This is a genomic window from Candidatus Puniceispirillum marinum IMCC1322, assembly GCF_000024465.1.
Classification (GTDB): domain Bacteria; phylum Pseudomonadota; class Alphaproteobacteria; order Puniceispirillales; family Puniceispirillaceae; genus Puniceispirillum; species Puniceispirillum marinum.
Window position 1 is genome coordinate 764,178 of sequence record NC_014010.1, and the last position, 26,734, is coordinate 790,911.

General features: G+C 47.6%; 30 protein-coding genes and 1 other RNA gene. 13 read left to right on the forward strand and 18 right to left on the reverse strand.

The genetic code is table 11. The annotated features are described in order from the left end of the window. The first annotated feature begins 36 nt into the window (after positions 1-36). Positions 37-1,134, forward strand: coding sequence for an Mrp/NBP35 family ATP-binding protein (locus SAR116_RS03700; RefSeq protein ID WP_013045591.1), 1,098 nt, complete (start codon positions 37-39; stop codon positions 1,132-1,134). 12 nt (positions 1,135-1,146) lie between these two features. Here SAR116_RS03700 and SAR116_RS03705 read toward each other — a convergent pair whose 3' ends face one another. Together SAR116_RS03705 and SAR116_RS03710 are read right to left on the reverse strand one after the other, a co-directional pair. Then, a complete protein-coding gene (locus SAR116_RS03705; protein ID WP_013045592.1) occupies positions 1,147-1,713 on the reverse strand; it encodes a dihydrofolate reductase in 567 nt (188 codons plus the stop codon). A gap of 8 nt (positions 1,714-1,721) precedes the next feature. Beyond that, positions 1,722-2,516 carry a thymidylate synthase gene (locus tag SAR116_RS03710; RefSeq protein WP_013045593.1) on the reverse strand — a complete coding sequence of 265 codons (795 nt, stop codon included), beginning with the start codon at positions 2,514-2,516 and terminating at the stop codon, positions 1,722-1,724. A 115-nt stretch (positions 2,517-2,631) separates the two neighbouring features. Here SAR116_RS03710 and ssrA point away from each other — a divergent pair. From ssrA to SAR116_RS03720, 3 genes are all read left to right on the forward strand, one after another. Continuing rightward, positions 2,632-3,018, forward strand: a transfer-messenger RNA (tmRNA) gene (ssrA, locus tag SAR116_RS13450). Positions 3,019-3,086: 68 nt separating this feature from the next. Then, entirely contained in the window at positions 3,087-3,578 is a 492-nt protein-coding gene (locus tag SAR116_RS03715) for an SspB family protein (RefSeq protein ID WP_013045594.1), read from the forward strand. A 71-nt stretch (positions 3,579-3,649) separates the two neighbouring features. Next, positions 3,650-5,257, forward strand: a complete 1,608-nt coding sequence (locus SAR116_RS03720) for a fumarate hydratase (RefSeq protein WP_041860744.1) — start codon at positions 3,650-3,652, stop codon at positions 5,255-5,257. Positions 5,258-5,266: 9 nt separating this feature from the next. Here SAR116_RS03720 and glcF read toward each other — a convergent pair whose 3' ends face one another. The 5 genes from glcF to SAR116_RS03740 form a co-directional block, all read right to left on the reverse strand. Beyond that, positions 5,267-6,556, reverse strand: a complete 1,290-nt coding sequence (glcF, locus tag SAR116_RS03725) for a glycolate oxidase subunit GlcF (RefSeq protein ID WP_013045596.1) — start codon at positions 6,554-6,556, stop codon at positions 5,267-5,269. A 14-nt stretch (positions 6,557-6,570) separates the two neighbouring features. After that, positions 6,571-7,773: an FAD-binding protein gene (locus SAR116_RS03730; RefSeq protein WP_013045597.1), complete on the reverse strand. Its 1,203-nt coding sequence runs from the start codon at positions 7,771-7,773 to the stop codon at positions 6,571-6,573. A gap of 79 nt (positions 7,774-7,852) precedes the next feature. Further along, entirely contained in the window at positions 7,853-9,340 is a 1,488-nt protein-coding gene (locus SAR116_RS03735; protein WP_013045598.1) for an FAD-linked oxidase C-terminal domain-containing protein, read from the reverse strand. Between the two features lie 194 nt (positions 9,341-9,534). Beyond that, entirely contained in the window at positions 9,535-9,660 is a 126-nt protein-coding gene (ykgO, locus tag SAR116_RS13455) for a type B 50S ribosomal protein L36 (protein WP_083775255.1), read from the reverse strand. Positions 9,661-9,838: 178 nt separating this feature from the next. Then, positions 9,839-10,294 carry a hypothetical protein gene (locus tag SAR116_RS03740; protein ID WP_148212247.1) on the reverse strand — a complete coding sequence of 152 codons (456 nt, stop codon included), beginning with the start codon at positions 10,292-10,294 and terminating at the stop codon, positions 9,839-9,841. Here SAR116_RS03740 and SAR116_RS13685 point away from each other — a divergent pair. Further along, positions 10,293-10,433: a hypothetical protein gene (locus SAR116_RS13685; protein WP_190275469.1), complete on the forward strand. Its 141-nt coding sequence runs from the start codon at positions 10,293-10,295 to the stop codon at positions 10,431-10,433. The two genes, SAR116_RS03740 and SAR116_RS13685, sit on opposite strands and share 2 nt — an antisense overlap. Before the next feature lie 89 nt (positions 10,434-10,522). On the opposite strand, the gene msrA is transcribed toward SAR116_RS13685, so the two are convergent. The 3 genes from msrA to SAR116_RS03755 form a co-directional block, all read right to left on the reverse strand. Further along, on the reverse strand, positions 10,523-11,164 hold the full coding sequence (msrA, locus tag SAR116_RS03745; RefSeq protein ID WP_013045600.1) for a peptide-methionine (S)-S-oxide reductase MsrA: 642 nt from the start codon (positions 11,162-11,164) through the stop codon (positions 10,523-10,525). A gap of 62 nt (positions 11,165-11,226) precedes the next feature. Then, on the reverse strand, positions 11,227-12,426 hold the full coding sequence (locus tag SAR116_RS03750; protein WP_013045601.1) for a phosphoglycerate kinase: 1,200 nt from the start codon (positions 12,424-12,426) through the stop codon (positions 11,227-11,229). 158 nt (positions 12,427-12,584) lie between these two features. After that, positions 12,585-13,337, reverse strand: coding sequence for an FkbM family methyltransferase (locus tag SAR116_RS03755; protein WP_041860745.1), 753 nt, complete (start codon positions 13,335-13,337; stop codon positions 12,585-12,587). 233 nt (positions 13,338-13,570) lie between these two features. Here SAR116_RS03755 and SAR116_RS03760 point away from each other — a divergent pair, with 233 nt between their 5' ends. After that, a complete protein-coding gene (locus tag SAR116_RS03760; protein ID WP_013045604.1) occupies positions 13,571-14,656 on the forward strand; it encodes a glycosyltransferase family 9 protein in 1,086 nt (361 codons plus the stop codon). Here SAR116_RS03760 and SAR116_RS03765 read toward each other — a convergent pair. Further along, positions 14,649-15,038 (reverse strand): DUF6165 family protein, encoded by a 390-nt coding sequence (locus SAR116_RS03765; RefSeq protein ID WP_013045605.1) that lies wholly within the window; start codon positions 15,036-15,038, stop codon positions 14,649-14,651. The genes SAR116_RS03760 and SAR116_RS03765 overlap by 8 nt on opposite strands. A gap of 212 nt (positions 15,039-15,250) precedes the next feature. Between SAR116_RS03765 and SAR116_RS03770 the strand changes: the two genes are divergently transcribed. Both SAR116_RS03770 and SAR116_RS03775 read left to right on the forward strand, forming a co-directional pair. Further along, positions 15,251-15,985: an AzlC family ABC transporter permease gene (locus tag SAR116_RS03770; RefSeq protein WP_013045606.1), complete on the forward strand. Its 735-nt coding sequence runs from the start codon at positions 15,251-15,253 to the stop codon at positions 15,983-15,985. Next, the gene (locus SAR116_RS03775; protein WP_013045607.1) at positions 15,982-16,296 is read left to right on the forward strand and encodes a branched-chain amino acid transport AzlD family protein; all 315 of its coding nucleotides are present in this window, start codon (positions 15,982-15,984) and stop codon (positions 16,294-16,296) included. Before SAR116_RS03770 ends, SAR116_RS03775 begins: the two co-directional genes overlap by 4 nt. A 4-nt stretch (positions 16,297-16,300) precedes the next feature. Here the strand turns inward: SAR116_RS03775 and SAR116_RS03780 are convergent, their stop codons facing one another. The 3 genes from SAR116_RS03780 to SAR116_RS03790 all read right to left on the reverse strand — a co-directional run bounded on the left by SAR116_RS03780 (position 16,301) and on the right by SAR116_RS03790 (position 18,636). Next, a complete protein-coding gene (locus SAR116_RS03780) occupies positions 16,301-17,512 on the reverse strand; it encodes an MFS transporter (protein ID WP_013045608.1) in 1,212 nt (403 codons plus the stop codon). 126 nt (positions 17,513-17,638) lie between these two features. Next, positions 17,639-18,238 (reverse strand): amino acid synthesis family protein, encoded by a 600-nt coding sequence (locus tag SAR116_RS03785; protein ID WP_148212347.1) that lies wholly within the window; start codon positions 18,236-18,238, stop codon positions 17,639-17,641. A gap of 83 nt (positions 18,239-18,321) precedes the next feature. Further along, on the reverse strand, positions 18,322-18,636 hold the full coding sequence (locus SAR116_RS03790; protein WP_013045610.1) for a 4a-hydroxytetrahydrobiopterin dehydratase: 315 nt from the start codon (positions 18,634-18,636) through the stop codon (positions 18,322-18,324). Between the two features lie 114 nt (positions 18,637-18,750). Here SAR116_RS03790 and SAR116_RS03795 point away from each other — a divergent pair, with 114 nt between their 5' ends. Continuing rightward, the gene (locus SAR116_RS03795; RefSeq protein ID WP_013045611.1) at positions 18,751-19,215 is read left to right on the forward strand and encodes a flavodoxin family protein; all 465 of its coding nucleotides are present in this window, start codon (positions 18,751-18,753) and stop codon (positions 19,213-19,215) included. A 10-nt stretch (positions 19,216-19,225) separates the two neighbouring features. Here SAR116_RS03795 and SAR116_RS03800 read toward each other — a convergent pair whose 3' ends face one another. Genes SAR116_RS03800 through SAR116_RS03810 form a run of 3 tightly spaced genes read right to left on the reverse strand, consistent with a single transcriptional unit; the run spans position 19,226 to position 21,359 of the window. Beyond that, positions 19,226-19,753, reverse strand: coding sequence for a copper chaperone PCu(A)C (locus tag SAR116_RS03800; RefSeq protein WP_013045612.1), 528 nt, complete (start codon positions 19,751-19,753; stop codon positions 19,226-19,228). Positions 19,754-19,777: 24 nt separating this feature from the next. Further along, positions 19,778-20,929 carry an alpha-hydroxy acid oxidase gene (locus tag SAR116_RS03805; protein WP_013045613.1) on the reverse strand — a complete coding sequence of 384 codons (1,152 nt, stop codon included), beginning with the start codon at positions 20,927-20,929 and terminating at the stop codon, positions 19,778-19,780. A 52-nt stretch (positions 20,930-20,981) separates the two neighbouring features. Further along, positions 20,982-21,359, reverse strand: a complete 378-nt coding sequence (locus tag SAR116_RS03810; protein ID WP_013045614.1) for a c-type cytochrome — start codon at positions 21,357-21,359, stop codon at positions 20,982-20,984. Between the two features lie 220 nt (positions 21,360-21,579). Here SAR116_RS03810 and ccmE point away from each other — a divergent pair, with 220 nt between their 5' ends. The 4 genes from ccmE to SAR116_RS13910 are packed head-to-tail and all read left to right on the forward strand — an operon-like array spanning position 21,580 to position 25,635. Continuing rightward, positions 21,580-22,032 carry a cytochrome c maturation protein CcmE gene (gene ccmE / locus SAR116_RS03815; protein WP_013045616.1) on the forward strand — a complete coding sequence of 151 codons (453 nt, stop codon included), beginning with the start codon at positions 21,580-21,582 and terminating at the stop codon, positions 22,030-22,032. Beyond that, complete coding sequence (locus SAR116_RS03820) at positions 22,029-24,005, forward strand: heme lyase CcmF/NrfE family subunit (protein WP_013045617.1); 1,977 nt, start codon at positions 22,029-22,031, stop codon at positions 24,003-24,005. Before ccmE ends, SAR116_RS03820 begins: the two co-directional genes overlap by 4 nt. Then, complete coding sequence (locus tag SAR116_RS03825; protein WP_041860746.1) at positions 24,002-24,538, forward strand: DsbE family thiol:disulfide interchange protein; 537 nt, start codon at positions 24,002-24,004, stop codon at positions 24,536-24,538. Before SAR116_RS03820 ends, SAR116_RS03825 begins: the two co-directional genes overlap by 4 nt. Next, positions 24,535-25,635, forward strand: coding sequence for a cytochrome c-type biogenesis protein CcmH (locus tag SAR116_RS13910; RefSeq protein WP_013045619.1), 1,101 nt, complete (start codon positions 24,535-24,537; stop codon positions 25,633-25,635). The genes SAR116_RS03825 and SAR116_RS13910 overlap by 4 nt, the downstream gene beginning before the upstream one ends. 2 nt (positions 25,636-25,637) lie before the next feature. Here the strand turns inward: SAR116_RS13910 and SAR116_RS03835 are convergent, their stop codons facing one another. Next, positions 25,638-26,666: a DMT family transporter gene (locus SAR116_RS03835; RefSeq protein ID WP_013045620.1), complete on the reverse strand. Its 1,029-nt coding sequence runs from the start codon at positions 26,664-26,666 to the stop codon at positions 25,638-25,640. Positions 26,667-26,734 lie beyond the last annotated feature (68 nt).

Sequence of the window (26,734 nt, forward strand, 5' to 3'; positions counted from 1 at the left end):
GACAACATATTTGTACGGGAACGGTTTTTTTCAAGCATGGCAAACGAATTGAATGACATAAAAATACGAGACGCGCTGTCAAAGATAATGGCGTCCGGTGCAGACACTGACATTGTCACCTCTGGCGCGGTTTCGGGGATCGTTATCAAAGATGGCCATGTTGGATTTTCAATCGAAATCGATCCAAAGGACAAAGACGCCGCTGAACCCTTGAAACGGGCTGCTGAAAAAGCAGTTCTGGCGCTTGATGGTGTTTTATCTGCAACCGCTTTGTTAACAGCGCATCAGGCCGCCCCAACGCAACAAGCGGCGCCACAAAGTCCTCCTCAGGGGGATCACGGAACACTCCAGCCTGCAACGCATGTTATTGCTGTTGCGTCAGGTAAAGGCGGTGTTGGCAAATCAACAACAGCAATAAATTTAGCTTTAGCCCTGGCTGAAACAGGCAAGAAGGTTGGCATTCTGGATGCTGATATCTACGGCCCGTCTTTGCCGCGCCTGATCGGGGAAAACCGCAAGCCCGAAAGCGAAGGCAAGAAGATCAAACCTATTGAAGTTTGGGGGTTGCAAACCATGTCTATCGGTTATCTTGTTGCCGAAGAGACACCTACAATCTGGCGTGGCCCCATGGTGATGAGCGCGCTAGAACAAATGCTTCGTGACGTGGCGTGGAATGGCCTTGATATTCTGGTCATTGATATGCCGCCTGGTACTGGCGATGCCCAGCTTTCACTGTCGCAGCGCGCTTCACTTGCGGGTGCAGTTATCGTTTCAACACCTCAAGACCTTGCTTTAATTGACGCCCGCAAGGGATTGAATATGTTTAAGAAGGTAAATGTCCCACTTTTGGGTATCGTGGAAAATATGAGCTTCTTTAGCTGTCCGGATTGTGGTAGCCGGCACAATATTTTTGGCCATGGTGGTGCCGCAGCCGAGGCGAAAAAACTTGGCGTACCTTTCCTTGGCGAAGTACCATTGGAGATGGATATCCGCGAAACCTCGGATTCCGGCAAGCCCATTGTTGCCAGCGCACCGGACAGTCCGCATGCCGCGCATTATCGCAAGATTGCTGCCGGCGTTCTGAATGCCCTCGATATCGGCAAGGCCGCAGCCCCACAGATTATCTTCGAATAGATAATAATCAATTTATGCTGTTGTCAGCGGGCGCGGCGCGACTGGACGCGTCAGCGTCTGATATTGAAACGCTGGAGACTCAGCATCTGCAGGCATGTCCGCTTCGATGGTTTGGTGCCAGTCAGCCATATTGAAGTCGGGGAAATAGGCAGGCTCTGTGCCGCCATCAGGTAACAGATCAACGACTGTCAATTCGATTCGAGTGCAGTAATCCAATCCTTGTCGATAAATCTCGCCGCCACCAAATAGAATGATATTAAGCTTGGCGCCTTCATTAGCGTTGATCCAGTCGATTGAGGCCGTGATAGCCGCAGATATATCGGCAACCCTATACGCACCTTCGGCGACCCAATCTGGATCACGTGTCATAACGATACTGGCACGCCCAGGCAAAGGCCGGCCAATCGAGTCCCAGGTTTTACGCCCCATAATCAGCGGACACCCCATAGTCAGTGCCTTAACGCGTTTCAAATCGTCGCGCAAATGCCACAACAGACCTCTACCATCACCAATGATGCGGTTTTTTGCCATCGCCACAACAGCGGTCATCTGGATAGCCGGAATGATCGTTTCAGACATGAAACCCCCTAAACGGCAATTGGCGCGGAAATATGAGCCTGCGCGTTATAATCAATAATTTCAAAGTCTTCAAACTTAAAGCCATCAATATCTTTGGGGCGATTGTGAATGAGTAGCTTTGGCAATGCGCCCGGAGTCCGCGTCAATTGCAGGCGCGCCTGATCAAAATGATTCGCATAGATGTGGGCATCACCCAATGTATGAACAAATGTACCCGCTTCCAGATCGCAAATCACCGCAATCATATGCGTTAGCAAGGCATAGGACGCGATATTGAACGGCACACCAAGAAATATGTCAGCGCTTCGTTGATAGAGCTGGCAGGATAATCGCCCGTCAGCAACCTGAAACTGAAACAGGCAATGACATGGCGGTAAAGCCATGTTCGGAATATCCGCCGGATTCCATGCAGATAACATCAGACGACGTGACGTTGGTGTTTCACGAATCATGCGAATCAATTCGGCAAGCTGGTCAATCTCCGCACCATCAGGCGTTTTCCAGCGTCGCCATTGCTGGCCATAGACAGGGCCAAGATCACCATTCTCATCCGCCCACTCATCCCAGATCGAGACACCATTATCCTGCAAATAACGGATATTAGTGTCACCGCTAATGAACCAAAGCAATTCATGGATAATAGACTTTAGGTGAAGTTTTTTGGTGGTCAGAACAGGAAAGCCATCGGCAAGATCGAATCGCATCTGATGGCCAAAAACAGCTCTTGTGCCTGTCCCCGTGCGATCATCACGGTCAATACCTTCATCCATAACGCGGGCAAGCAGGTCAAGATATTGTTGCATCAATAGTCATCCCTTGGATGTGGCGCAGAAGACATAGCGGATTGCTTGATAAAATGCCATGTACACCCAACAAGGGGCAAGCGCTTTATAGGCAATAACATACTATATCAAAACTAAGCTTCCATTGCGTGACTATTAGCCCTATATTAAGGGTGCTGGTTTACCAGCTATGGCGATAAACGTGCTGTGTAATAAGCAGAGCGGACCCGGGGGCGGTACCCGGCGCCTCCACCATATCAGCTCACCCCTTTAGTTTTATAAAATTGGGTCAATCAGGAGCTGATAGCATGGGGGCGAAATAGGATCGACGCATGTAGTAAAGGCAGTATTTTCGTTCGGTATGGTACCCACCGTTATCGGGCCATGTAGTAGTTGCAAATGACAACACTGCTCCGGTAGCAATCGCAGCCTAAGGCAGCGGGAGTAACCGATCTTAAGTCCAGATTGATTGAGCTCAGTTTGGCGGGGTTTGGGGCGCACCTGGCAACAGAAGCGTTCCGCTTATTTTGGGGTAGATCGCAAAGCTGGCTCGGCTTAATGTAGCCAGAGACATTGAAAAAGGCGCCACCGATGGAAAATGATGACGGTCAGCAAGTTGGTCTAAATTATGAGCTTCTGGTTGAGGACGCATTGCGCTCAGTTGTGCGGGGGTCTTTGCTGATTGCGCAAAAGGCTGGCCTACCTGGTGACACACATTTTTATATCAGTTTCAAAACTGACTATCCGGGTGTGGAACTGGCTGATGATCTTAAAATCAAACACCCCGACATCATGACGATCGTTCTGCAGCATCAATATGCTGATCTGGAGGTTGACGATGACAGTTTTTCCGTCACCTTGTTTTTTGGTGGAAAACCATCACCGATGATCGTTCCATTTGCATCGGTTACGGGTTTCAATGATCCATCTGTCGGTTTTGGCCTCCAATTCGGGACACTTGATGAGGATAATGAAGATCTCGGGGATAGTGACCAGTCCTCGCCAGATGCCAAGGCTGAAAATGGCGAAGAAACGACCGCTGATGTGGTATCGCTGGACACATTCAGAAACCGTCCCAACTAAACAAATTCTGTTTATTGTTTTTATTGTTCCTATGGCAACAATGTAACTATTTATCATTCAGGATGTAGATGATGGCTGATTTCGCTTATAGCCCAATGTTTCCAGTGGGCACTGATGACACAGAATATGAATGTATATCCAAAGAACATGTAAAGCTGGTGGAACTTGATGGTGAAACTTTCCTACGTGTAGATCCGGCGGCGCTTACCCTTTTAGCCGAACATGCCATGCGTGATATCTCGCATTTATTACGAAGCAGTCATCTTGGTCAGCTTGCCGCCATTCTAGATGATCCCGAGGCCAGTCGAAATGATCGCTTTGTTGCCCTTGAGATGCTGAAAAATGCCGTTATCGCTGCAGATGGCCTTTTGCCTATGTGTCAGGATACTGGCACAGCTATTGTCAGTGGTTATCGCGGTGATCATGTTCTGGTCGATGGTGATGATGGCGAAGCGCTTTCACGCGGCATCTATAACACCTATCAAAACAGTAATTTGCGTTACTCGCAACTGACCGCGCATAGTATGTTTGAGGAAAGTAATACGGCCACAAATCTGCCGGCCCAGATCGATATCAGCGCTGGCAAGGGGCTGGAATATAAATTTGCCTTTATTCAAAAAGGCGGCGGTTCTGCAAACAAAACCTTCCTGCACCAGAAAACCAAAGCTGTTCTGAATCCTGACAGTCTGCGTGAATTTATTCGTACCGCGATACTGGAATTAGGCACATCCGCCTGCCCACCCTATCATCTGGCTGTTGTGATTGGCGGCACTTCAGCCGAATTGACAATGAAAACTGTTAAAATGGCGTCAATCCGTTCGTTGGACGCCCTGCCCACAACTGGTAATGATCTTGGCCATGCGTGGCGTGATACAGAATGGGAAGCAGAAATTCTTAACATCACACGCGAGCTTGGCATTGGCGCCCAGTTTGGTGGCAAATATTACTGTCATGATGTACGCGTTATCCGCTTGCCCCGACATGGTGCATCCTGCCCGATTGGTATTGGTGTTTCCTGCTCGGCTGATCGTCAAGCATTAGCCAAAATCAATGCCGATGGTCTATTCATCGAAAAACTTGAACGTAATCCGGCAAAATTCCTGCCTGATGTCGAAATGGATGCCACTACCGATGTCGTCAAAATTGACTTGAACCAGCCAATGGCAGACATTCTAGCCAGTTTGACCAAGCATCCGGTTGAAACGCGCCTATCGCTCACCGGTCCTTTGATCGTCGCGCGTGATATTGCCCATGCAAAATTACTTGAGCGCTTAAACGAAGACGGCAGCTTGCCGGACTATATCAAAAACCATCCGGTATATTATGCTGGTCCTGCCAAAACGCCTGAAGGCATGCCATCCGGATCATTCGGCCCCACCACCGCTGGACGCATGGATTCCTATGTCGAAACCTTCCAGAAAGCAGGCGGCTCTATGGTGATGCTTGCAAAAGGCAACCGGTCACGTCAGGTACGCGAATCCTGTAAAAAACACGGTGGCTTTTATCTTGGCTCGATTGGTGGTGCGGCGGCCAAACTCGCCCTTGAATCGATCAAAAAGGTTGAGGTTCTGGAATATCCTGAACTGGGCATGGAAGCCATATGGCGGATTGAAGTCGAAAATTTTCCAGCTTTCATTATCACTGATGATAAAGGCAATGACTTTTTCGATATCGACTAATACGTCATATCAGGGCTTTGGCCCTCCGCTTGCCCAGTCGATAAACTGAACCGTATGGCGCACAGGCAAATCAGTGTCATTGAGTTGGGCAATACAGCCAATATTCCCGGCTGCCACATAATCTGCACCCGTTTTGATAAGACTGTCTTTTTTTCGTGCTTTCAAATTATCAGCCATATCTGGCTGTAAAATATTATACACACCAGCAGACCCACAGCAAAGATGACCATTCACTGGCTGGCGCACGTCAAAGCCAGCACGCCGCAGAAGGCTTTGCGGCACATCATGGATTTTTTGACCATGCTGCAGTGAACAGGCGGAATGATAGGCAATAACAGGTTTGACCCCATCTTCGGCTGGCCTGATTATGTCATCTATACCAATGTCATCTATAATTTCCGAAACATCTTTGCAAAGCGCTGATATATGCTTGGCTTTCGCCGCATAGGCAGGATCATCAGCCATCACATGCCCGTAATCCTTGACCATTGTTCCACAACCAGACGCATTTGCGATTATCGCATCAACACCCTGACCATTGATTTCTTCATCCCATGCGTCAATCGCCAGACGAATGGATTTCAACGCCGACTCGGTTTCACCGATATGATGCGTCAATGCCCCACAGCAATGGGCCTCGGCGCGTACAACCACCTCAACACCAAGCCGGTTCAAAACGCGGATTGTGCTGCGGTTAATATCTGGATCCAGCGCCCGTTGCGCACAGCCTGCCAACAGCACGACACGCTTAATCGGCTGTTGCTGATCTGCTGGGAAAATTTCGTTTTGTGATCCAATCACATCTAATTTTGGTATGGTTCGGGGTAATTTGTTCAATGCCGCCTGAAGTTGACGTGGCATAAGCGGTGCAAAAAGACGCCCGATGCCCGCAAAACGCATCATCATATGAAAACGTCCCGCATGAGGAATGGTCATGCCAAGCATCCGGCGCATTAGTTTATCGCCAAGTCCACGTGGGGCAACAATGTCGATTTTCTCGCGGCCTATATCAAGCAGATGGACATAATCAACACCCGAAGGACAGGTTGTCATGCAAGACTGGCATCCAAGGCAACGATCAAGATGATGGCGGGTATCTTTTGATACGGTTTCTGGCGATTCCAATAATTCGCGCATCAGCCAGATACGGCCACGCGGGCTATCGCGCTCGTCACCAGTCTCTACAAAAGTTGGGCAGGTTGCCGTGCAAAAGCCGCAATGCACACATTTGCGTAAAATATCATTGGCTTCTTTAATTTTTGGGTCGCTGAGCTGTTCAAGCGAAAAGTGCGTTTGCAAGACATTAACCTTTCTTAAATGCCATCATGCATACGGCCAAAATTTAATACAGATTTTGGATCAAAGGCCGCTTTTACACGTTTATGTAAATCAAACATTGGTTTTGCCAATGGCTGGAACGGCGGCACAAGGGTCTTGGTGTCGCCACTATCACGCATAAGCATCGCAAAGCCGTCCGCCCCCAAGGCCGAGCGAACAGCATCACCAAACTCTTTATCGGATGCGCCCGCTAGCCAGATAAGGCCGCCAGCCCAGTCAGCATAAAAGTCAAATTCAGCCTGTTGGCCTAATTTTTCAAGAAATCCTGCGGCAATCGATGGGGTGCAGGAGACTTTCCACACATCAGCTTTAGCATCAGAAAGCAGATCAACATCACGAATTTTCTGCCATATATTTTTAGATTTATTATGCACTAGCGTTTCGCCAGCTGAATTGGCATTCAAAAGATGGGTAGCGCGGTCTTTAACCGAAACGGCAATACCTTCAAGGCGGATCACAATGATCATGGGCGCATTCATATCTATGCCCGCGCTTTTGGCAATGTCACGCGGCAGAATAGCTGCCGATCCTGGTTCATGTGGGGTCGCAAATATATCAGTAATCATCTTGGTCGCGCTGGCCATATCATCAGCAGGAAACAAAAGCGAAAGGCTGGTTTCTGGACGTGGTAGGGTTTTAATGGTTATTTCATCAAGCACCGCCAATGTGCCAAAAGATCCACAAATCAGCTTTGACAGGTCATAGCCTGTCACATTCTTGACGACTTTGCCGCCCGACTTGAAAAATTCACCACGACCTGACACGGCTTCAAAGCCAAGCATGAAATCACGCGCCGCCCCTACTGTCAGACGTCGCGGCCCTGACAGGTTAGCCACCATCACCCCACCAATGGTGCCAGCACTGCCAGCCCCCAGAAACCTGCCATAATCCGGAGCATCAAAAGCCAGCATCTGATTGGCATTCTCAAGCAAGGCCTCAACCTCACCCAAGGGGGTTCCCGCACGTAATGTCAAAATCAGTTCTTCTGGCTGATAATCAACAACACCAGCCATCTTAGTAACATCAAGAACGCCATCATAAGCCCCCATGCGCCCCAAAGCTTTTTTGGTACCCATAGCGCGCACCTCAAGGCGGATGTCATCAGCAATCGCCGCGTTAATGATGTCGCTTGCATCAGCAAGGCTTTGTGCTGATGTCGTTGCTAATGAATTAGCCATGAACCTTGCCTCATATAGCTGGGCCTCACTTAACTGGGTCTCACTAAACTGGGTCTGTCGGACACATTTTTACCAAAACCTAGAATCTTGGGATATCGGCATGTGGCATCTTGCCTTTATGGACATGGAGCCTTCCAAGTTCAGCACAGCGATGAAGATGCGGAAACACTTTACCGGGATTGAGCAAGTGATCGGCGTCAAAGGCACATTTTAGACGCTGTTGTTGCTTCATATCATCTTCGGTGAACTGGATACCCATCAGATCGCGTTTTTCAATGCCGACACCATGCTCACCTGTCAAGACACCACCCATCTCAACACAGGCGCGCAAGATATCACCACCAAAATCTTCTGCCCGTTCAAGCTCACCTGGCTCATTCGCATCAAAAAGAATGAGTGGATGAAGATTTCCATCACCAGCATGAAATACATTGGCAACACGAAGTCCATATTTCTGGCTGAGTGACGCCATCCGGATCATCATATCGGGCAAGCGCCGCCGCGGGATTGTGCCATCCATACACATATAATCTGGCGAGATACGCCCAACCGCGGGAAATGCCGATTTACGTCCCGCCCAGAAAAGGGTGCGTTCTTCTTCAGATTGGCTGACCTTGATTGATGATGCGCCGGCATTTTTCATAATCACTTCAACACGGTCTATCAACGTATCAACCTCAACCTCCGGCCCATCAAGCTCGACAATGATCAAGGCAGCAGCAGAACGTGGATATCCGGCATTGGCAAAATCTTCTGCCGCATTAATGGCCAAACCATCCATCATTTCCATGCCAGCTGGGATAATGCCAGCACCAATAACATCACCAACAGCCTTGCCAGCAGACTCAGTATCCTCAAAACCAACAAGCAAAGCCCGACGCGTGGCAGGCTTTTGCAGAATGCGCAGCGTTACTTCTGATACAATGCCAAGCAAACCTTCAGAGCCGGTCATGATACCCATCAGATCATAATCACCGGCATCCAGATGTTTGCCCCCAAGGCGCAGAATTTCACCTTCAATAGTTACCATTTCAATGCCAAGCAGATTGTTGGTTGTCAGGCCATATTTCAGACAATGAACACCACCCGAATTTTCGGCAACATTTCCACCAACCGAACAGGCAATCTGGCTAGACGGATCAGGCGCATAATAGAAACCTTGATCCTCAACCGCATTGGTAATCGCCAGATTGGTCACCCCTGGCTGAGCAACAACACAGCGATTATCAAAATCAATGTCTAGAATTTTATTGAATTTACCCAGACCAAGAAGAACTGCGTCAGCTAATGGCAAAGCCCCTCCTGAAAGGGACGTCCCCGCACCACGCGGCACCACCTTTATGCCATTCTGATGACACCATTTCATCACGTCGGCGATCTGCGCAACAGTTTCGGGCAAAACAACGGCAAGTGGAAGCTGGCGATAGGCAGAAAGACCATCAGAATCAAAAGCACGCATGCTCTCTACCGAGTCAATCACGCACTCAGCCGGAATAATTGTTCGTAACGTAGCGCAAATTTCATCGCGCCTTTCAATCACATCACTATCAGGTTCAGGCATATGCATTTTTCGCACTCCTTATCAAACGTAATATGCGCTTCTATAAGCACTATCGCCTTAAAATATTAAAGCCATCCCCATTGATAGATTGTATTCTGGACTGGTTAGACAAGTTTTTCAATTTTTTCAGACGATTAATTCAAACAAAAACGGCCAGGTTTCCCCAGCCGCATCGTTAATTTCAATAAAAGAAAGTCTGATTAACCCTGACGCGCCTTTAGACGTGGGTTCTTTTTGTTGATAACATAAAGCCGACCGCGACGACGCACGACCTGGCAATTGCGATCACGAGACTTCAATGTCTTTAGCGAACTTGCGACTTTCATAATCCTAGACTCCGATTTTGACAACCATATCAGCTGTCTATTCTTATGGTTCAAAGCGCTTTAAGCAATTATGCGCAACACGAAACCCTTTAAAACTCAATTGGCGCGGAAATTAACACCTGATTATCAATAGGTCAATGCCCTAATCAGCAGATTGATCAGTTGTTTTCACATGCGCCTAGTTAAGCTGAACGGCTAGTGATTTGCCTTCCTGCGCGCCCATTACACCACCAGTATCTACCATATCTGCCGCTTTACGTGCGGTCAAATCATTAGCGGCAAATACATTATCAAGCTTAACAAGCGTTTCAATATCTATACCCGTATGCGCCGCCTGCTTGTAAATCAATTGAACGCGCATCAAGATCTGCTCGGTAAAGACGTCAGACTTTGCGATGACACGTGCCTGGTTTATCTGATCGGATGATAATCCACTCAACTCATGAATGGTTCTCTCGACAGCACTACCAACAATATCAATGATTTGCAGTTTAGATTTTTCCTTTAACTGGGTAATGGGAACATAAGTAACAACGTCACCAATTTTTATATAAAGATCATGCCCGCGAATATCCGAAGAGTCAGCAGCATCTAGATATCCAAACGACATAACTGCAATGGCTATTGCGAACATGCCTGATCGCACCCTACTGCTTCGCTTTTCGAATGATCGTACAACCGGACAAAAACCAGCATTGCTTATCCGCAATATTGCCTTAAACAAGCCTAAGTCAACCATCGTCAATCTCCATAACTCAGACTTTTCTGAATAATTGGATTAACGATTTTTGCGAAGTATTTTGTTATTTAGATGGCTTTTTAAGGCGATGTTATCACCTTATTCTAGGCAACCTATTAAGGCTCAATCGAGAACGCACACCACACCTGTACCTTGCAGGCCACAATATCCGTTAGGCACTTTATGTAAATATTGCTGGTGAAAATCCTCAGCATAATAGAATGGTGGTGCCAGCCTGATTTCAGTGGTGATTTCGTCATTACCCGAGGCCTTTAGCGCCTGTCCATAGACCTTTGCCGATTCCCGAATAACGTCTAATTGTGCCGCATCATCAGCATAAATAACCGAGCGATATTGCGTACCAATATCATTACCTTGGCGATAGCCCTGAGTTGGGTCATGAGCTTCCCAGAAAACCTTCAATAAATATGTCACATCAACAATCGCAGGATCAAACACGACAAGTACAACTTCGCTATGACCGGTCTGACCTGAGCAAACCTCTTCATATGTTGCATTAGGCGTTTTGCCACCCGCATAGCCAACAGACGTTGAATAGACGCCATCAATGGTCCAGAACAGACGCTCAGCTCCCCAGAAACAGCCAAGGCCAAAGATAATTTGCTGAAGATGTGCGGGGAATGGGGCTGTTGTCGGTGTGCCAAGCACACAATGCGGTTCACCCGTAAAAATCGGATTGGATCGACCGGGCAAAGCTTCGGGATCTTCAGGCAAACGTGATTTAAAAGGATTCTGGAATAACATTTACATCTCCGCAAACTTATATGGTCAAGAGGGGTGCTTCACCCTGCAACCATGACGCACCACTAGTTAATTCGCAACGCTTCAACGCCTGGCAATGTCTTGCCTTCAAGCCATTCCAAAAACGCACCACCAGCCGTTGATACATAACTGAATTGGTCACTAACACCAGCATTTGCAAGGGCTGCCAGCGTATCACCGCCTCCAGCCACGCTCATCGTGCTACCGCCTGCTGAACGCATACCAACAGCTTTTGCAATGGCGTTTGTTGCCGTATCAAAAGGCGGAATTTCAAAAGCACCCATCGGGCCGTTCCAGACAACAGTGTTACAGGTTGCCAGAAATGCAATCGCCGACTCTATCGATTTTGGCCCGGCATCCAGAATCATATCATCATCTTCGATAGTATCTATGGTGGCAATACGATGCACCGCCCCAGCTTTAAACTCGCCAGCTACTAGGGCGTCATCAGGCAGAATTAGTTTACAGTTACTTTCTTCGGCACGCTGTATAATGGCACTGGCTATATCAACCATATCGGGTTCGGCCAGTGACGCCCCAACAGAAAACCCCTTGGCAAGCAAAAATGTATTTGCCATACCTCCACCCAGAATGAGCCCGTCCACCTTAGTAACCAGATTATTGAGCACATTTAGTTTAGTGGACACCTTGGCACCACCAACAAGGGCTGCCACAGGTCTTTTTGGATTGGCAAGCGCCGATTCTAATGCTGTTAATTCAGCCCCAAGTGCCCGTCCAGCCGCTGCCTTCATCATTTTTGGCAGGGCCTCAACCGACGCATGCGCCCGATGCGTACATGAAAAAGCATCGCCAACATATATATCGCCAAGTGCCGCAAGTGCCGCCGCAAAATCGGTGTCATTCGCCTCTTCGCCAGGGAAAAAGCGTAAATTTTCCATCATCAATATCTGTCCAGACTGTAATCCAGCGGCAGCTACTTTGCCGCCAGCACCTATCACATCAGCCTCGATTGCTACCTGCTTACCTATAAGCTTGGCCAGACAATCGGCTATCGGTTGAACCGAAAATTCAGGCATCATTTTGCCTTTTGGACGACCAAAATGGGTTAAAATGATCACCGACGCCCCTGCCGCCAGCATATCCTTTAGCCCAGGCAAAATGCGTTTTATGCGCGTATCTTCACTGACCTTGCCATCTTGAAGCGGCACATTGAGATCAAGACGAAGCAACACACGCTTGCCTTTTACATCAAGCTCATCGGCAAACAAAAAGGGGGCTGTCATAATCTGTCTCCCGCGAAAGCATTTCTAATCTGTTAAGATGCATTTATATACGCGGTTTATCCTGGCTATGTCAGATAATGTCAATATTGTGACAAGAATGTTTGCCAAGAATGCAAATGCCAAATTTTCAAAAACTTGGGTAAAAGCAATAATTTGCTCTAGGCAGTTCGTTCAAAAAAATAGGTTTGCTTGAGTGTTTCTCTGAGTTGAAAATCAGCATCTATAAAAGCTTTTGACAATTGTTTCAGAACAGCCTTGCCATAGACTTCTGGGTGGAACTCAATGACAACTTTATCTATATTCTCCATCTTGTGTGGGTCGCAGAAATGTTGCTCGGCACCCTCTATATCGCAAAAAATAGCATTTGGCTTATGTCGGTGAATCAAATCGGAAAGCTCAAAGGTTGCCACTTCTATCTTTTTATAGTTTTGATGTTCACTAGGCTCGTCAAACGAGCTCAGAATATAGTCATTACAAGCATAAAAATTCTTCTTACTACCATCCCCCAGCGCACCCTGAAGCAAATTTACATTCATATTATTATTACTAAATAATACTGATGCATATTCAATGGCAAGAGGATTCGCTTCAAAACAAATGATTGAGGCCGGTTGTACCGCCTTTATCAATCGTGCCGCCGCCACACCAAGGCCACAGCCAAATTCCATAATCCTGTCGTCTTTATTGAAGTAACGTTTGGCTAGAATAAACTCTTCACGCTCTAGCGCACCTGATGCTAGGGCAATAAGTCGCTTTTGATCCATAAGCCTTTTGTCAAAATGAAATATGATGTCATCACATATACATCCCTCAGTGGCATCCTTGACTAAGGCTTTTGCGAGGCTTTTTCTGGTTCCTGCAAATTTTCTGGCAATAAACGAGGTTGACTTGGACAATTTCAATAACAACAACTTAATATCCAATTAAACTAAAACAAATATTTCTGATATAATGAGACGTATCATGATGGTCGCACAAGACAAAGTTGCAAATTGAGTCACATTTCATACGAGGAGCCATCATTCTGTTTGAGCAAAACGGGTATGTTTTATTAGTAAAATATTATAAAATACTAAATTAGATATTAATTTTTAGTTGCACTGATGTCGTCTGGCATTGTGCGCATTTTTTCAAGAAGCGTTTTATGATTGCTGACAATGCTCACATTTCGGACTCAAAACCTGCATTCGGGCATAGTATCGGTTTTGTTGCTGGCGGGATTGGCGACCAGATTTATCATCTGACCCAGCTACGCACACTCGCCACCGTAGCTAAAGATGGCGTCATCGACATTGCCTGCATTCATCCAGGCCCCATAGGGCAGCTTCTGGCTAACAGCTCGTGGGTTGGCAGGATTATTGATGCGAGACCTCTTCGACGATATGTCCCTGTTATTCGTGGACAGGTAGCCGTTGATGCCATCAAAAGACAATGCTATGACACGGCCTTTTTTATGCATCGGTCAACCAGTTTCAAAATCGCTGCGATGGCGGCAGGCATCAATTACCGTGTTGGCTTGTATGGCCATTGGCTTGATCGCGCCATATTGCATCACCGGCTTAATGACACTAACGGCACCCGCAGTGATGTATGGGGACATCGCCCCTTTATCGGCGCAATTGATGATTTTGTTGCCGCAAGTGGCCTGACATTGGATGAAACAACGCCAACGATTTTGCCCTCAAAGCATGCGTTGGCTGAGGCTGACGAGATGTTGGCACCGTTATCAGGGCCTATCATAATTCTGAATCTATTTGCCGCTGATCCCATGCGGCGCTGGTCCATAAACGCGGCATTAGAATCAATTATGCATCTGGCTGAAGTAACTGGCGGTACATTTATTTTGAATGCGGGGCCCGACGCCCACGCCTATCACGAAGAATGTATGACACAGTGGCAGACCATGACCGCCGACAAAAGCCGTAAAATACAAGCCGCCTTAGTGAACAGTCTGGCACATAATCCATCGATGGCAAAAGATGTGGCACTTTATCATCGTGCTGACTTTTATGTTGGGGTGGATTCATTCACCGCCAATCTTGCCCTTAATTGCAACTTGCCTGCTCTGATCCTGTTTGCCCGTGAAAGCGATATTTTGCGCTATCGGTCTGTAAGCCAAGCTGTTGCAGCACCCGATGATGGTGACATTAGCTCTATCCCGACTGAAAAAATCATCATGGCATTCGAAAAGCTATCAAAGATTACGAAAGTAGGCTCTTTATCTAGCTGACGGCCTCATCACGACTGTAATCTTCATAGGATTTTTCTTCGACGATGACCGAACCAGTGGCTAGGTTAATCTGTTTCTTGATATGCGCGCGCTCGTCGTTTGTCACATATACAGCCCGGGCAAGCTCGATGAACCGTGATCCGAAATCGCCTTTGTATTCTTGAATGCGGATATCGTCCTCGATATCCCATAACGCTTTGTTAATCGACTTCAACTGGTCAATCAAATCGACCATATGATCGGTTAAAAACATCTCGTCTGAAACCAGCGGCCGCAGATGCGATAATTCTGTTTCGACATTGGCCAATTTCGCCGTGTCATTGATGTTTTCCAACTTGATTTCAAGGATGGTGATCTTATCCAGCACTTCACCAACTGACATAGGCACATTCAGCAACACGACACTAGCCTTTCGCCGTTACAATAATAACCGGATCATATCTGATTTGCAGATAGGTGCAAATCAATAGCGGCGAAACCATACTTAAATATTTATGACCCATACTTGTCATAGGTTCCATAATAGATGTAAATGGTGCTTGTTCAGCATATTAGATATGCACCAAAGAAACCCAATTACAAAATGCAGAACCCATGCCCGACAAAGCCGTAACATCATCCAAAGACGAGTTTTGGCTCGGTGTGCGTGATGAGCTGCCAATGATGCTTGGCATTATTCCATTCGGCCTTGTTTTTGGCGTGTTGGGTATTTCCAGCGGATTAACACCACTTCAAACCATTCTGATGTCGTCCATTTTGTTTGGCGGTGCCAGTCAGGTGGTCTTTGTCCAACTATGGGCAAGCAATGTACCAGCCTTAGTAGTGGGCGGATCCGTAAGCGTGATCAATTTACGCCATGCACTCTACAGCGCATCAATAGCCTCCTATCTGCGCCCTCTTCCCCTGCGGTGGCGCATTATTCTGGGCTATTTGCTTACCGACGAAGCCTATGCGATTTCAATCCGGCGCTTTACGAATAAGCCTTATAGCCCAAACCAGCATTTTCATCTTCTTGGCGCTGGCCTGACATTATGGATTAGCTGGCAATGCGCAACCATTACAGGCGTATTGGCAGGCACAACAATTCCGCCTGAATGGTCGCTTGGTTTTGCCATCCCTCTGACATTCATCGCCATAGTGGCCCCCGCCATCAAGTCCCGTGCTGATCTTGCTGCCTGCATCACCGCTGGCACCATCGCTATTACAGGCCAAAATTTACCTTTCAAAACATGGATCGTTCTGGCGGCCATAGGCGGAATTGTGGCTGGCTGGAGCGTCAAAACTGTAACGCGGCGCCCACGAAGGCAGGACGCCGGAGGGCCGTCATGATCTGGTTTGTTATCATCGCTACTGGACTGATTAACTTTGCCACACGCATTAGCATGTTCTCGGGCTATTCTCCCAAACAATTACCGAACTGGCTTGAAGATGCGCTTAGCTTCGTGCCGATAGCCGTTTTAACCGCAATCATCGCACCGGCGGTGCTGTTTAACGATGCCGGCATGATCTCGATCGTCGATAATACACGTTTTTATGCGGCGCTTGTGGCCATAGTCATTGCCCTGATTACACGTTCGGTTTTGGCCACGATTTCCTCAGGTCTGATGATATTATGGGCACTAACCTATTCCGGTTTTTAGGGTTTCAAACAGCTCTGGCCTTTGGCCGCTGCCTACACATGACAAAATAACAAAGCACCATCATGACAAATACCGCCATAATCGCGCTTATATAATATATTTTGAAAGTGCCCAGATACTCCTTGGTGACGCCGCCAAACACATTGCCAAATACCGCACCGATACCCAGCATTATATTACCACCTGCAAAAATCTGCGTGGCTAATACGGCGTCATATACCTTACCTATATAGGTGGGAATGAGCGCTGGCACCGAATAGAAACATAGACCGAACCCGATACCGGCCCCGATGAAATAAAGTGTATCATGGTGCAGAATCAAAAACACATTCGCCGCGATCAAACAAGCCAAGGCCACGATTATGACATTACCAATGCCAAAACGGTCAGACGCCATCCCCATTACAATGCCAGCAAACAAACCTGTTGCCCCCATCGCCACCCACGCATCACGGGCAATTTCGGCTGAATATTGCAATTCATCGCGGATAAATGGAGACAGGTAATTCTGAAAAGGCTGCATGGTAAAACCAACAAAGAACAACAAACACCACAGCATCATAACATCACGAGACAGCAATGTGCCAAGCGATACAGACTTGGATTGCAAATCTTGAGGCGCTATTGATGCACTGATCTTTTTTTCAAGAATATTCATGTGCCAAAGATATACTGCCGATAAGCCAACAAATATCAGACAGCCTAAGCCAACTGTTATCACCCCTGCTCGCCAGTCAAAATTATTTATAAAATAGGGGGCAATAGATCCGCTGGCAAATGTACCTATTCCGGCGCCCGTTCCAACCGCACCAAAGGCCTTACCCATATGCGCCTTGGAAATAAAGCGGGCAAAAACGCCAACCATTGGGGCCCATGAGACAATGGTCGCAAATCCAGCCAAAAACATGCACAGGCCAACCATCCAAGGCTGTTCTGCATATCCCAACCCAATCAGACTCAATCCAGTCAGCGCAACAGCTAACACCACAAGACGACAATTACCAAACAAAGGGGCTAACAGATAACAGGTCACACCACCAATGATCAGACCTATCTTGCCGCCTGCTGTTAAAAGCCCAAGATAGTTATAATCAAAACCGATTTCCGCCTGGATGTCAGGCAGAAATGCGGAAACAAGATCCAGACCGAATCCAAATGAAATGGCCAAGAACAAGCCAAAAATCATCACCAATGATGTTTGTGCCACTGTGCCCATGACACGCTCCAGAAGTTATGATCCGCTACTAACCTCTAGTCTGGACTCACATATAATCATAGTATTGGATATTTGATGACTGTGGCGCAAAAGCCCGTAATATCAAATCACAATCTTGTGAACATACTAAACGCCGGCGGGGTTATCCACATCATTGCCCATTTCGGCAAGGTCCTGATAACGATCACCAATACGATGATGCGGACGTCCGGTCGTTGCGCCGCCAAGTGCTACCAGAATCTCATCAGGTCCTGGCGCGTCGCCAATTGCAAATTGCAAAGTCAGATAATGTGACCGCCGTCCCGCATCGATTTTATCCATCATCGGAATGGTAATGGCGGTATTGGCTGGGCCGCGAAGATTGGTAAAGCTTAGATAAGATTTTGCCCCTACCGCTTCACGGTAGAAATTGCCAAAGCGTAGGGTATGGGTCACGCCAGACGCATGTTCAATCTCACCATTCATGCCCACAATTGCTGCCTTGCCGTAGGCTTCGATTTTGTCGCCACCACCTGCCATGTCAACAACACGCGCACTAAGCATCTCTCCAATCACGGGGGCTATTGCCTGAATACCGGGGCGCAAATCATCAACAAATTGTCCTGCCCATGGATTTGTAAATACGGCTGCCGCCGCAAACATATGCCATGGCTCAGCAACCGCCTTAAACCCTTCAATGAAGGTGGTGTCTTCATAGGTGACGATTTTACGGATTTCGGGCTTGATGATTTTATTGGACATGGTGAACCTATCAAATATGTGAGTTGCAGATTTTTTGATTGTTACTAATGGACTGGTGCTTGCCCGAATTATTTCAATGATGCACTTTTGGCAAATATATCACATTTTTCAGCCAGAATAACATCAAGATTGCTGATGCCACCTTCGGAATGCGTTGTCCATCTCATCTGTACCTTATTATAGACATTTGACCATTCAGGGTGATGGTCCATTTTATCAGCCGCCAAAGCAACCCGTGTCATAAACCCAAAAGCCGCATTGAAATCGGTAAATTTAAACGTTTTTTCAAGACCTATGTGATCATCACTTATACGCCAGACATCAAGCGCATCTAATGCCTTTTCAACAGCGTCCTTATTTAATTTTTCAGCTTTTAGAGCCATGGATAGACTTCCTTTCATCCGGTGAGGGTCACATGATAGTCACTGGGTGGGGCGATGTGCCAGCGCAAAATAGCACCTCTATTCACATAGCTTTTTCATGGGTATGATATCAATATGAAAAAAGAGCTTTTGATCGTCGCCCATGCACCGTCAGATAATACGGCAGCGCTATCGCGCGCCGCTTTTGATGCCGCAAATAACTACGCGCCAGATGATCTTATGGTTAGGCTTTTATCCCCCTTTGATGTCCAAGCCAAAGACGTAATAAAAGCCGACGGCGTTATTATTGGCACCACCGAAAATATCGGTTACATGGCGGGTGCAACCAAAGATATGTTTGATCGATGCTATAATAACTGGATTGATATATGCGCTGGCAAATCTGTCGGGGTTTACATTCGCGCTGGCCTTGATGGCACCGCAACCACACATGCGTTAAACAGTATTCTCACAGGTTTGAGATGGCGAATGATGGCACCGCCATTGGTTCTTCATGGCACTTGGAATCCGGCTTTCATCGATGACGTTGCCGAATTATCACTGGGTATGGCTGCAGGCATGGATGCTGGGATTTTCTAGCCTTACATAATTAATGCGAATGCTTTTTCTTGGTTTTTGAGTCAGTTGACATACCACCAATATCGGCAGGCTTCTTGACCATGGCATCCTGTTTTTGCGTACCTGCCTTTTCAAAAACAAGCGTGACTGACAATGTCTGTCCAACAGCTAACGTATCTTTTAGCCCCATGAACATCAAATGCAGACCGCCAGGTTCTAAAGCCACATTACCATGTGCGGGCACTTCAACCCCGCCCATGACATGCCGCATTTTTGCAATGCCATCGACATTGGTCATTTCATGAATCATTGATTTTTCGGCAAAGTCGGCTTTTACAGCTACAAGGCGGTCGGCTTTCATTCCATGATTGGCAATTGTTAGATAACCCGCCGTTGCCGACATGCCTGGCGCAGTGGCACGAATGGCAATATCACTTATCACCAGTTTTCCAACCTGCATGTCTGCATAGGCCATTTGCATGCCAAAGACCGAAACAAATAATAATACAAAAAATTTGCAGATTAGGCGCGACAGAAAAGCGGGAACCAAGCTGGACATTTATTGACCTCTTATAGACGATGCTTAGGAAAGATTTAGAGATTTGACGTCAGCAATGGTTTGCAATCCAAGCTGCGCCATGACATCACGCACTTCTTCAAGCAAAATATCTGCGGCATGATCACCACCTTTTTTACCTAAAGCGGCTACTGCATACATAAAGGCACGACCAATCATTACAAAATCTGCGCCCATTGCCAGCGCGCGAACAACGTCAAGACCTGATTGAATGCCGCTGTCAACAATCAACGGTATATCATCGCCAACAACGGCACGAATGCCGGCAAGTTGGGCAAGAGGCTGTGGTGCTGCATCAAGTTGTCTGCCACCATGATTTGAAATAACAAGCGCATCGACACCCATTTTCACAGCGCGTGCCGCATCCTGACCATGCAAAATACCTTTTAGAATAAGCTTGCCTTCCCATTCGGCGCGAATATCTGCCAGATAATCCCAATCAAGCGACCCGTTTAGCTGTTCGCCAATAAATTTGGTTATTCCCATGGCGCCATCATTCTTGGCATAAGGTTCCATATTGCGGAACCGCGCGCCGCCATTTAGCAAAGTACGAATTGCCCATTCGGGACGCATCATGCTTTGCCACACAACCTGTGGGCTAAAACTCGAATTACCGCGACTACCCAGCGGCGCACCAGCAATCCGCATACGCTCACGGCGGCTTGGTGAAGGCACATCGGCAGTCAAAACAATATTCTTAACACCGCAAGCACGAGCCCGGCTCAGAAGATCTTTCATCAATTCACGATTGCGCGGGGCATAGAGTTGAAACCATGTCATATCGTCAGCTACTTCACTCACACGCTCAACCGAGTCGCTGGCGACAGTGCTAAGCGCATATGGAAAGCCGTTGCGCTTTGCCGCCGCGCCCAAGATCTGTTCAGCACCTGGCCAGATCAGCGAGGCAAGGCCAATTGGTGCCACACCAAACGGCGCCTTATAGGTTTTGCCAAATAATGTAGTGCTGATATCAGCATCAATCCGGCCACGCAAAAATTGAGGTGTGAGCTGAATAGAATCGAGAAAGGCACGGTTTTCATCGCGCGTCGTATCATGCCCTGTTCCTGAGTCCAGATAGGCAAAAACAAATTTGGGAATACGGCGCGATGCGACTGGGCGCAGATCGCTTAACCGTGGATAGCGATTCATTAAGTCCATAAAAACCTCAGGAGCAAATGCTCACAATAACAAGAGATGTTCTTTTACGCTTTTATTTTTGGGTTTTCAAATATGCGATCACATTTTGAATGTCTGACTCCTTCTTCAGACCTGCAAACACCATTTTAGTGCCTTTAAGGAATTTTTTAGGTGCCTTTAAATAGGCCGTTAAAGTGGCCTCATCCCAGATAAGTCCGGACTCACGCATCGCCTTTGAATATTTATACCCCTCTATCGAACCGGCTTTACGCCCAATGATATTGACAAGATGCGGGCCTGTCTTATTCTTTTCTTTATCGGCATAGTGGCAGGCCTTGCAGCGCTTAAACACTTTTTCTCCATTGGCAACATCATCAGCTATTGCTGATGTCCCGAAAGAACAGAGCGAAATAGTTAATACCAGTTGAAACAAAACTTTCTTTAACCGCATGAAACGACCTTTAGCTAGAGCATGCCGCACGCCTATTGTAAAAAGCTGATGAAGCGTGATTTACATTCGAATTGTTACAATGCCTTGCTTTGGATTTCAACAGCAAGCACTTTCATGCGCCATCATGCCGCTATTTTGAACGGGTGAATATCTTGCCAAAACTGGCGTTTAGGCATACCAATGCCCATATCCTAGTGATGGAATTAACCAGGGGCTTTTGATGGTACCAAAGCGCAGAAGATTGATAATTATTGCGTCATACGCCGCTTTGCTAGGGGTTGTTGTCACACTTACGCTGACAGCATTGCAAGATAATATCGTTTTTTTCTACACACCCAAAGAGATTGCTGAAACCAATCTTGGCCGTGACCAGCAATTGCGGCTTGGCGGCATGGTGAAAAACGGCAGTCTCGATATTGTAGGTCTAGACTCAAAATTTGTTGTCACCGACGGGGAATATGACATAGCTGTCACATATGGTAATGCGTTGCCCAGCTTGTTTCGCGAAGGCCAAGGCGTTGTAGCCGAAGGACGCATTATTGATGGGGTTTTTATGGCCGATAATGTTCTTGCTAAACATGATGAAAACTACATGCCTGCCGATGTTGCCGAAAAATTGAAAGAACAGGGTGTCTGGCAAGGTAGCGAAATGGAAACAGGTGACGCACAATGATTGCTGAAGCTGGTCATCTATTTCTGATTATCGCGTTTGCGCTGTCGGTTTTGCAAATCTTTGTGCCTACCTATGGGATCGTCAGTCATAATCCTAAAATGGTTACCGCAACCTCGACGATCACACTTATATCTTGTGGTTTCGTAATGGCTGCTTTTCTGGCGCTTATGTATGGGTTTATTACATCAGATTTTTCAATCGCGTTGGTCGCTGAACATTCACATTCGTCAAAGCCAATGATCTATAAAATATCAGGCTTATGGGGTAATCATGAGGGTTCATTGCTATTATGGATTCTGATCCTGTGCTTATTTGCCGCCGCTTTGGCCGCAGGCTTCACATCAATGCCAGCAATATTGAAAGCCCGCATTCTGGGCGTGCAAGGTGTGATCGCCACCGCCTTTATCGCCTTTAGCCTGTTCACCTCAAACCCCTTTGCGCGGCTTTCACCCCCTCCCTTTGACGGACGTGGTCTCAACCCTGTCTTACAGGATCCCGGCCTCGCGATGCATCCGCCAATGCTATATATTGGTTATGTGGGATTGTCATTGGCCTTTGCCTTTGCTGTCGCCGGATTGATCGAAGGGCATATTGACACATTATGGGCACGATGGGTGCGCCCCTTTATTCTGGCCGCATGGTGCGCATTAACGCTAGGCATCGGGCTAGGCAGTTGGTGGGCTTATTACGAGCTTGGCTGGGGCGGTTGGTGGTTCTGGGATCCGGTAGAAAACGCCTCGTTAATGCCATGGCTTGTTGCAACAGCTTTGCTTCATTCAGTCCTGGTGCTTGAACGGCGCGGCGCGCTAAAAAGCTGGACTATTTTGCTAGCTATTTTGGCTTTTTCATTGTCACTGCTGGGCACATTTATTGTTCGCTCAGGCATTCTGGTATCAGTGCATAGTTTTGCCAGCGATCCCTCGCGTGGCGTGTTCATTCTAGCCATTTTGATGGTGGCTATAGGTATTCCACTAGCGTTATTTGCATGGCGCGGCCCAAGACTAGCTAGCTCTGGTGACTTTGCCATCATCAGCCGTGAGGGCATGCTGATAGTGAATAACCTGTTGCTGGTGTCATCAACAGTTGTTGTTCTGACAGGCACATTATATCCGCTAGCTTACGAGCTTGCCAATGGTGGCAAAATTTCAGTCGGGCCACCTTATTTCAACGCAACATTCAATCCGCTACTGGCACTCATGGCAATCGGCATGGCCATAGGGCCACTGTTTGCCTGGCGCAAGCAGTCATTGGGTCGGCTATCGAAAATATTCACGATCATGGCATTAGCCGTTTTGATTGCAATGATCACCTATGTCTTTGCCCTGCAACCGGCTGGCGTTACCGCTATTGCAGCGGCGGGCATCATTATCTGGCTGGTCGCTGGTATCATTGCCGAAATAGCTGTTCGCGTTCAGCTTTTCAAAGTACCGCTTGCCCATAGCTGGCGACGTTTCACAGGTTTGCCCGTTGCTACACATGCTGTCACTCTAGCGCATTTTGGCTTCGCTTTATTCCTGTTTGGTGCGGTATCTGACAGCTATCATCGAAGTGAGACTATCACCCGCGCCACAGCCAACAGCATGATTGAATTACCCGATACTGTTATGGGACAAGGCCGCTATTTTGAATTTGCAGGCGTCGAGGCACGCGAAGGTGCCAATTATGTCACCCAGACAGCCCTGCTTCATCTGTATGATAAGCACGCGTCAAAACTTGATACTTTAACGCCTGAAATACGTCGCTTTCCTGTCGAACAGCAAACCACCTCTGAAGCTGCCATAAGAAGCCGTCTTTCAGGTGATCTATATGCCGTACTTGGCGATGGTAACGAAACGATTGGCTGGACTTTGCGCATCTATCAAAACCCCTTCATCGGATTTATATGGATCGGCGCGATTGTCATGGCGCTTGGTGGTGGGCTGGCTATGCTTGGTGGCCGTCGCCTCGAAACCAAAAATGGCAGTGCATCATGAACAGGGCAACCTTCATCATCCCCTTATTTGGGTTTTTGCTGGTCGCGCTGATCGCTGGCTGGACATTATTGGGTATGCTTGACGGACAGCGTTCGGATAACCAACTACCCTCAGCCTTGCTCAACAAACCGGCGCCCACAACTATTCTGCCCGATATGGCTGGCAACAAAACCGACCTTGGCCAATTTAAGGGTCAGCCAGTTTTGGTAAATTATTTTGCGTCTTGGTGCGCGCCCTGCCGCGCCGAGGCACCAGCCCTTGGGCTTTTATCAAAGCGTATTGATATTGTCGGCATCGCCTATAAAGACCGTCTTGAAGATACAAATAAGTTTCTGGCTGAATACGGAAACCCCTTTCGTGCCATTTTAGTTGATAAAGATGGCATGACCGCGATCAGTTGGGGTGTTTATGGTGTGCCCGAAACCTTTATTCTTGATGCAAACGGCACCGTATTATTTCGCCATGCAGGCCCCGTTACCCGTACGGTTCTGGAACAGGATATTGAGCCAATTCTGGAAAGTCTGGGGCTATGATACGCCAATGGCTCGCGCAACTGCGTTTTATCAAATTGGCGCTGATTGGCGTGCTTTTGATGGGCGCTCTTGTTATGCCGATTGGCCCATATCAACAGCAGGCCTTGGCGATCACTGCCGAAGAAAGGCTGGATGATCCAGCGATGGAAATGCGCGCTCGTGATATCGGGCGTGAATTACGATGTCTTGTGTGCCAGAACCAGTCAATCGATGATTCTGACGCGGAACTGGCGGTTGATCTGCGCAAACTTGTCCGCCAACGTCTTGTCGCCGGGGATACGGATGCTGAAGTCATTGCGTTTATACGTGAACGTTATGGTGATTTTGTCTTGTTCAAACCGCCTGTATCTTCATCTACATGGCTTTTATGGGGCGCCCCTATCATTGCGCTTGGCCTAGGTGTGCTGATTATCTTTACAGCACGGCGCAAAACCAAGCCCGAAACAAAGGTAACTGCTTCGGCAGATAAAACCGAGAGAGCGCAAAACCCTGACGCCAGGATATCCGGACGGTTTGATCCGGCGATATTCATCATGGGCGCCGGTGCCATTGCGCTTGTTCTCGGCATTTACGCCATAATAGGGCGACCTGATCTGCCTGATCAGCCGCTGGCCGCACGGCAAGCAGATATTGCAAAGGAACGTGACAACCTCAAGCAAATGCGTACTGCCAGCATTGATGCGTTGCAAAAGGCGCAAGAGGCAACAGCGGCCAACCCTGATGACATAGCTAACTGGCTGGATCTGGCTGACAAGGCGAGCATGCTAAATGATTATGAAACGGAATTATTTGCCCTTGGCATGGCACTTGAAATAGCACCAAACTCTACGCCGCTTATGGCCATTCAAGCCGAAGCCATGGTGCGCGCTGCAGAAGGTCAGGTTACATTGCCTGTGCGAGAACGTCTGGCCGCCATTCTGGAACGTGACCCAATGCAACCAAGGGCGTTGTTTTTGACGGGTCTTGCCGCCTATCAGGATGGCCGAAAAGGTCTCGCCCTCAATATATGGAAACAGCTTCTTGAAAGCTTGCCCAAAGATGCACCTGTAATACCAATGCTAGAAGCGCAGATAGCTGCCATCAAAGCCGAAATGTAACGCTATTTTTGAATATCGTTCGAATCGTCATCTTTATAATCTAAATTCTGTGATGGCGCCGCTGCGGCTGGCATAGGGGCAGATAATGTCACATCAACGTCACGCGCCTTTTCCCTATAGACCATATAAAGGCCACCTATCAAAATCAGCCCCATCCCGATCCAGGCGCTCGTTTCCGGCCATTCATCCCAGATCAACATGCCCCAGAAAATACCTGACGGGATCGCCACATATTCGAACGGCGCAATGACCGACGCTTCTAAAACGCGATAGGCATGTGCTGACGTTACAGACAGCAATAAAACCGAAACTCCACAAATCAGAATAAACAGATAATCCATCAGGGACAGCGACGCTGGCGCACGCAACAGAAAATCGATCGTTGGATTATCACTATCCGGACGCTGCATGAATATATTCATTATCAGTAGCAAACCACCAACCACGAGATAGCAAATTTGCTGGACTGATACCATCGTGGCCAGATCACCCATGCCACTAAGCCGCCGCGTCCATATCTGGCAAAGTGCATAGCTTAATGCCGACAGCACAACCAGCAATGTTTCCGGACGGAATTCATCACCACCAGGCTGAATAATGACAATCATACCCACCAGCCCAATCAAAACGGCAATAGCACGATGAATACCTATGGTTTCTCCAAGAATTGGCACCGAAAGCAAGGTGATGAAAAGCGGCGATACAAAGAATATCGAAATGGCTATGGCCAGTGGCAAACTACCAAGCGCGGCAAAGAAGCTAATCATCGCCACCACAATGCACATGCCGCGTCCCACAAACAGCCAGAACACATGTGCTGGTAGCTTAAACATTTTGGATATGCCACGACTGACAAGCATAACAAGTATAATTGAAAATATCGCCCGCACGAACATGATCTGACCAAGCGAAAGATAAACGCTCATCAACTTTATGAGAGCATCATTTATCGGAATAACACCCATACCAAAGGCAAATAGCGCAAGCACAATAACGGGCTTATTAAAACTATCCTGCCACATATCAAACATCTCTCTAACTTCGGATTTTCCGACGATTAATGTCCTCTATCAGCAATTTCAATTCTGCGAAAGCATCA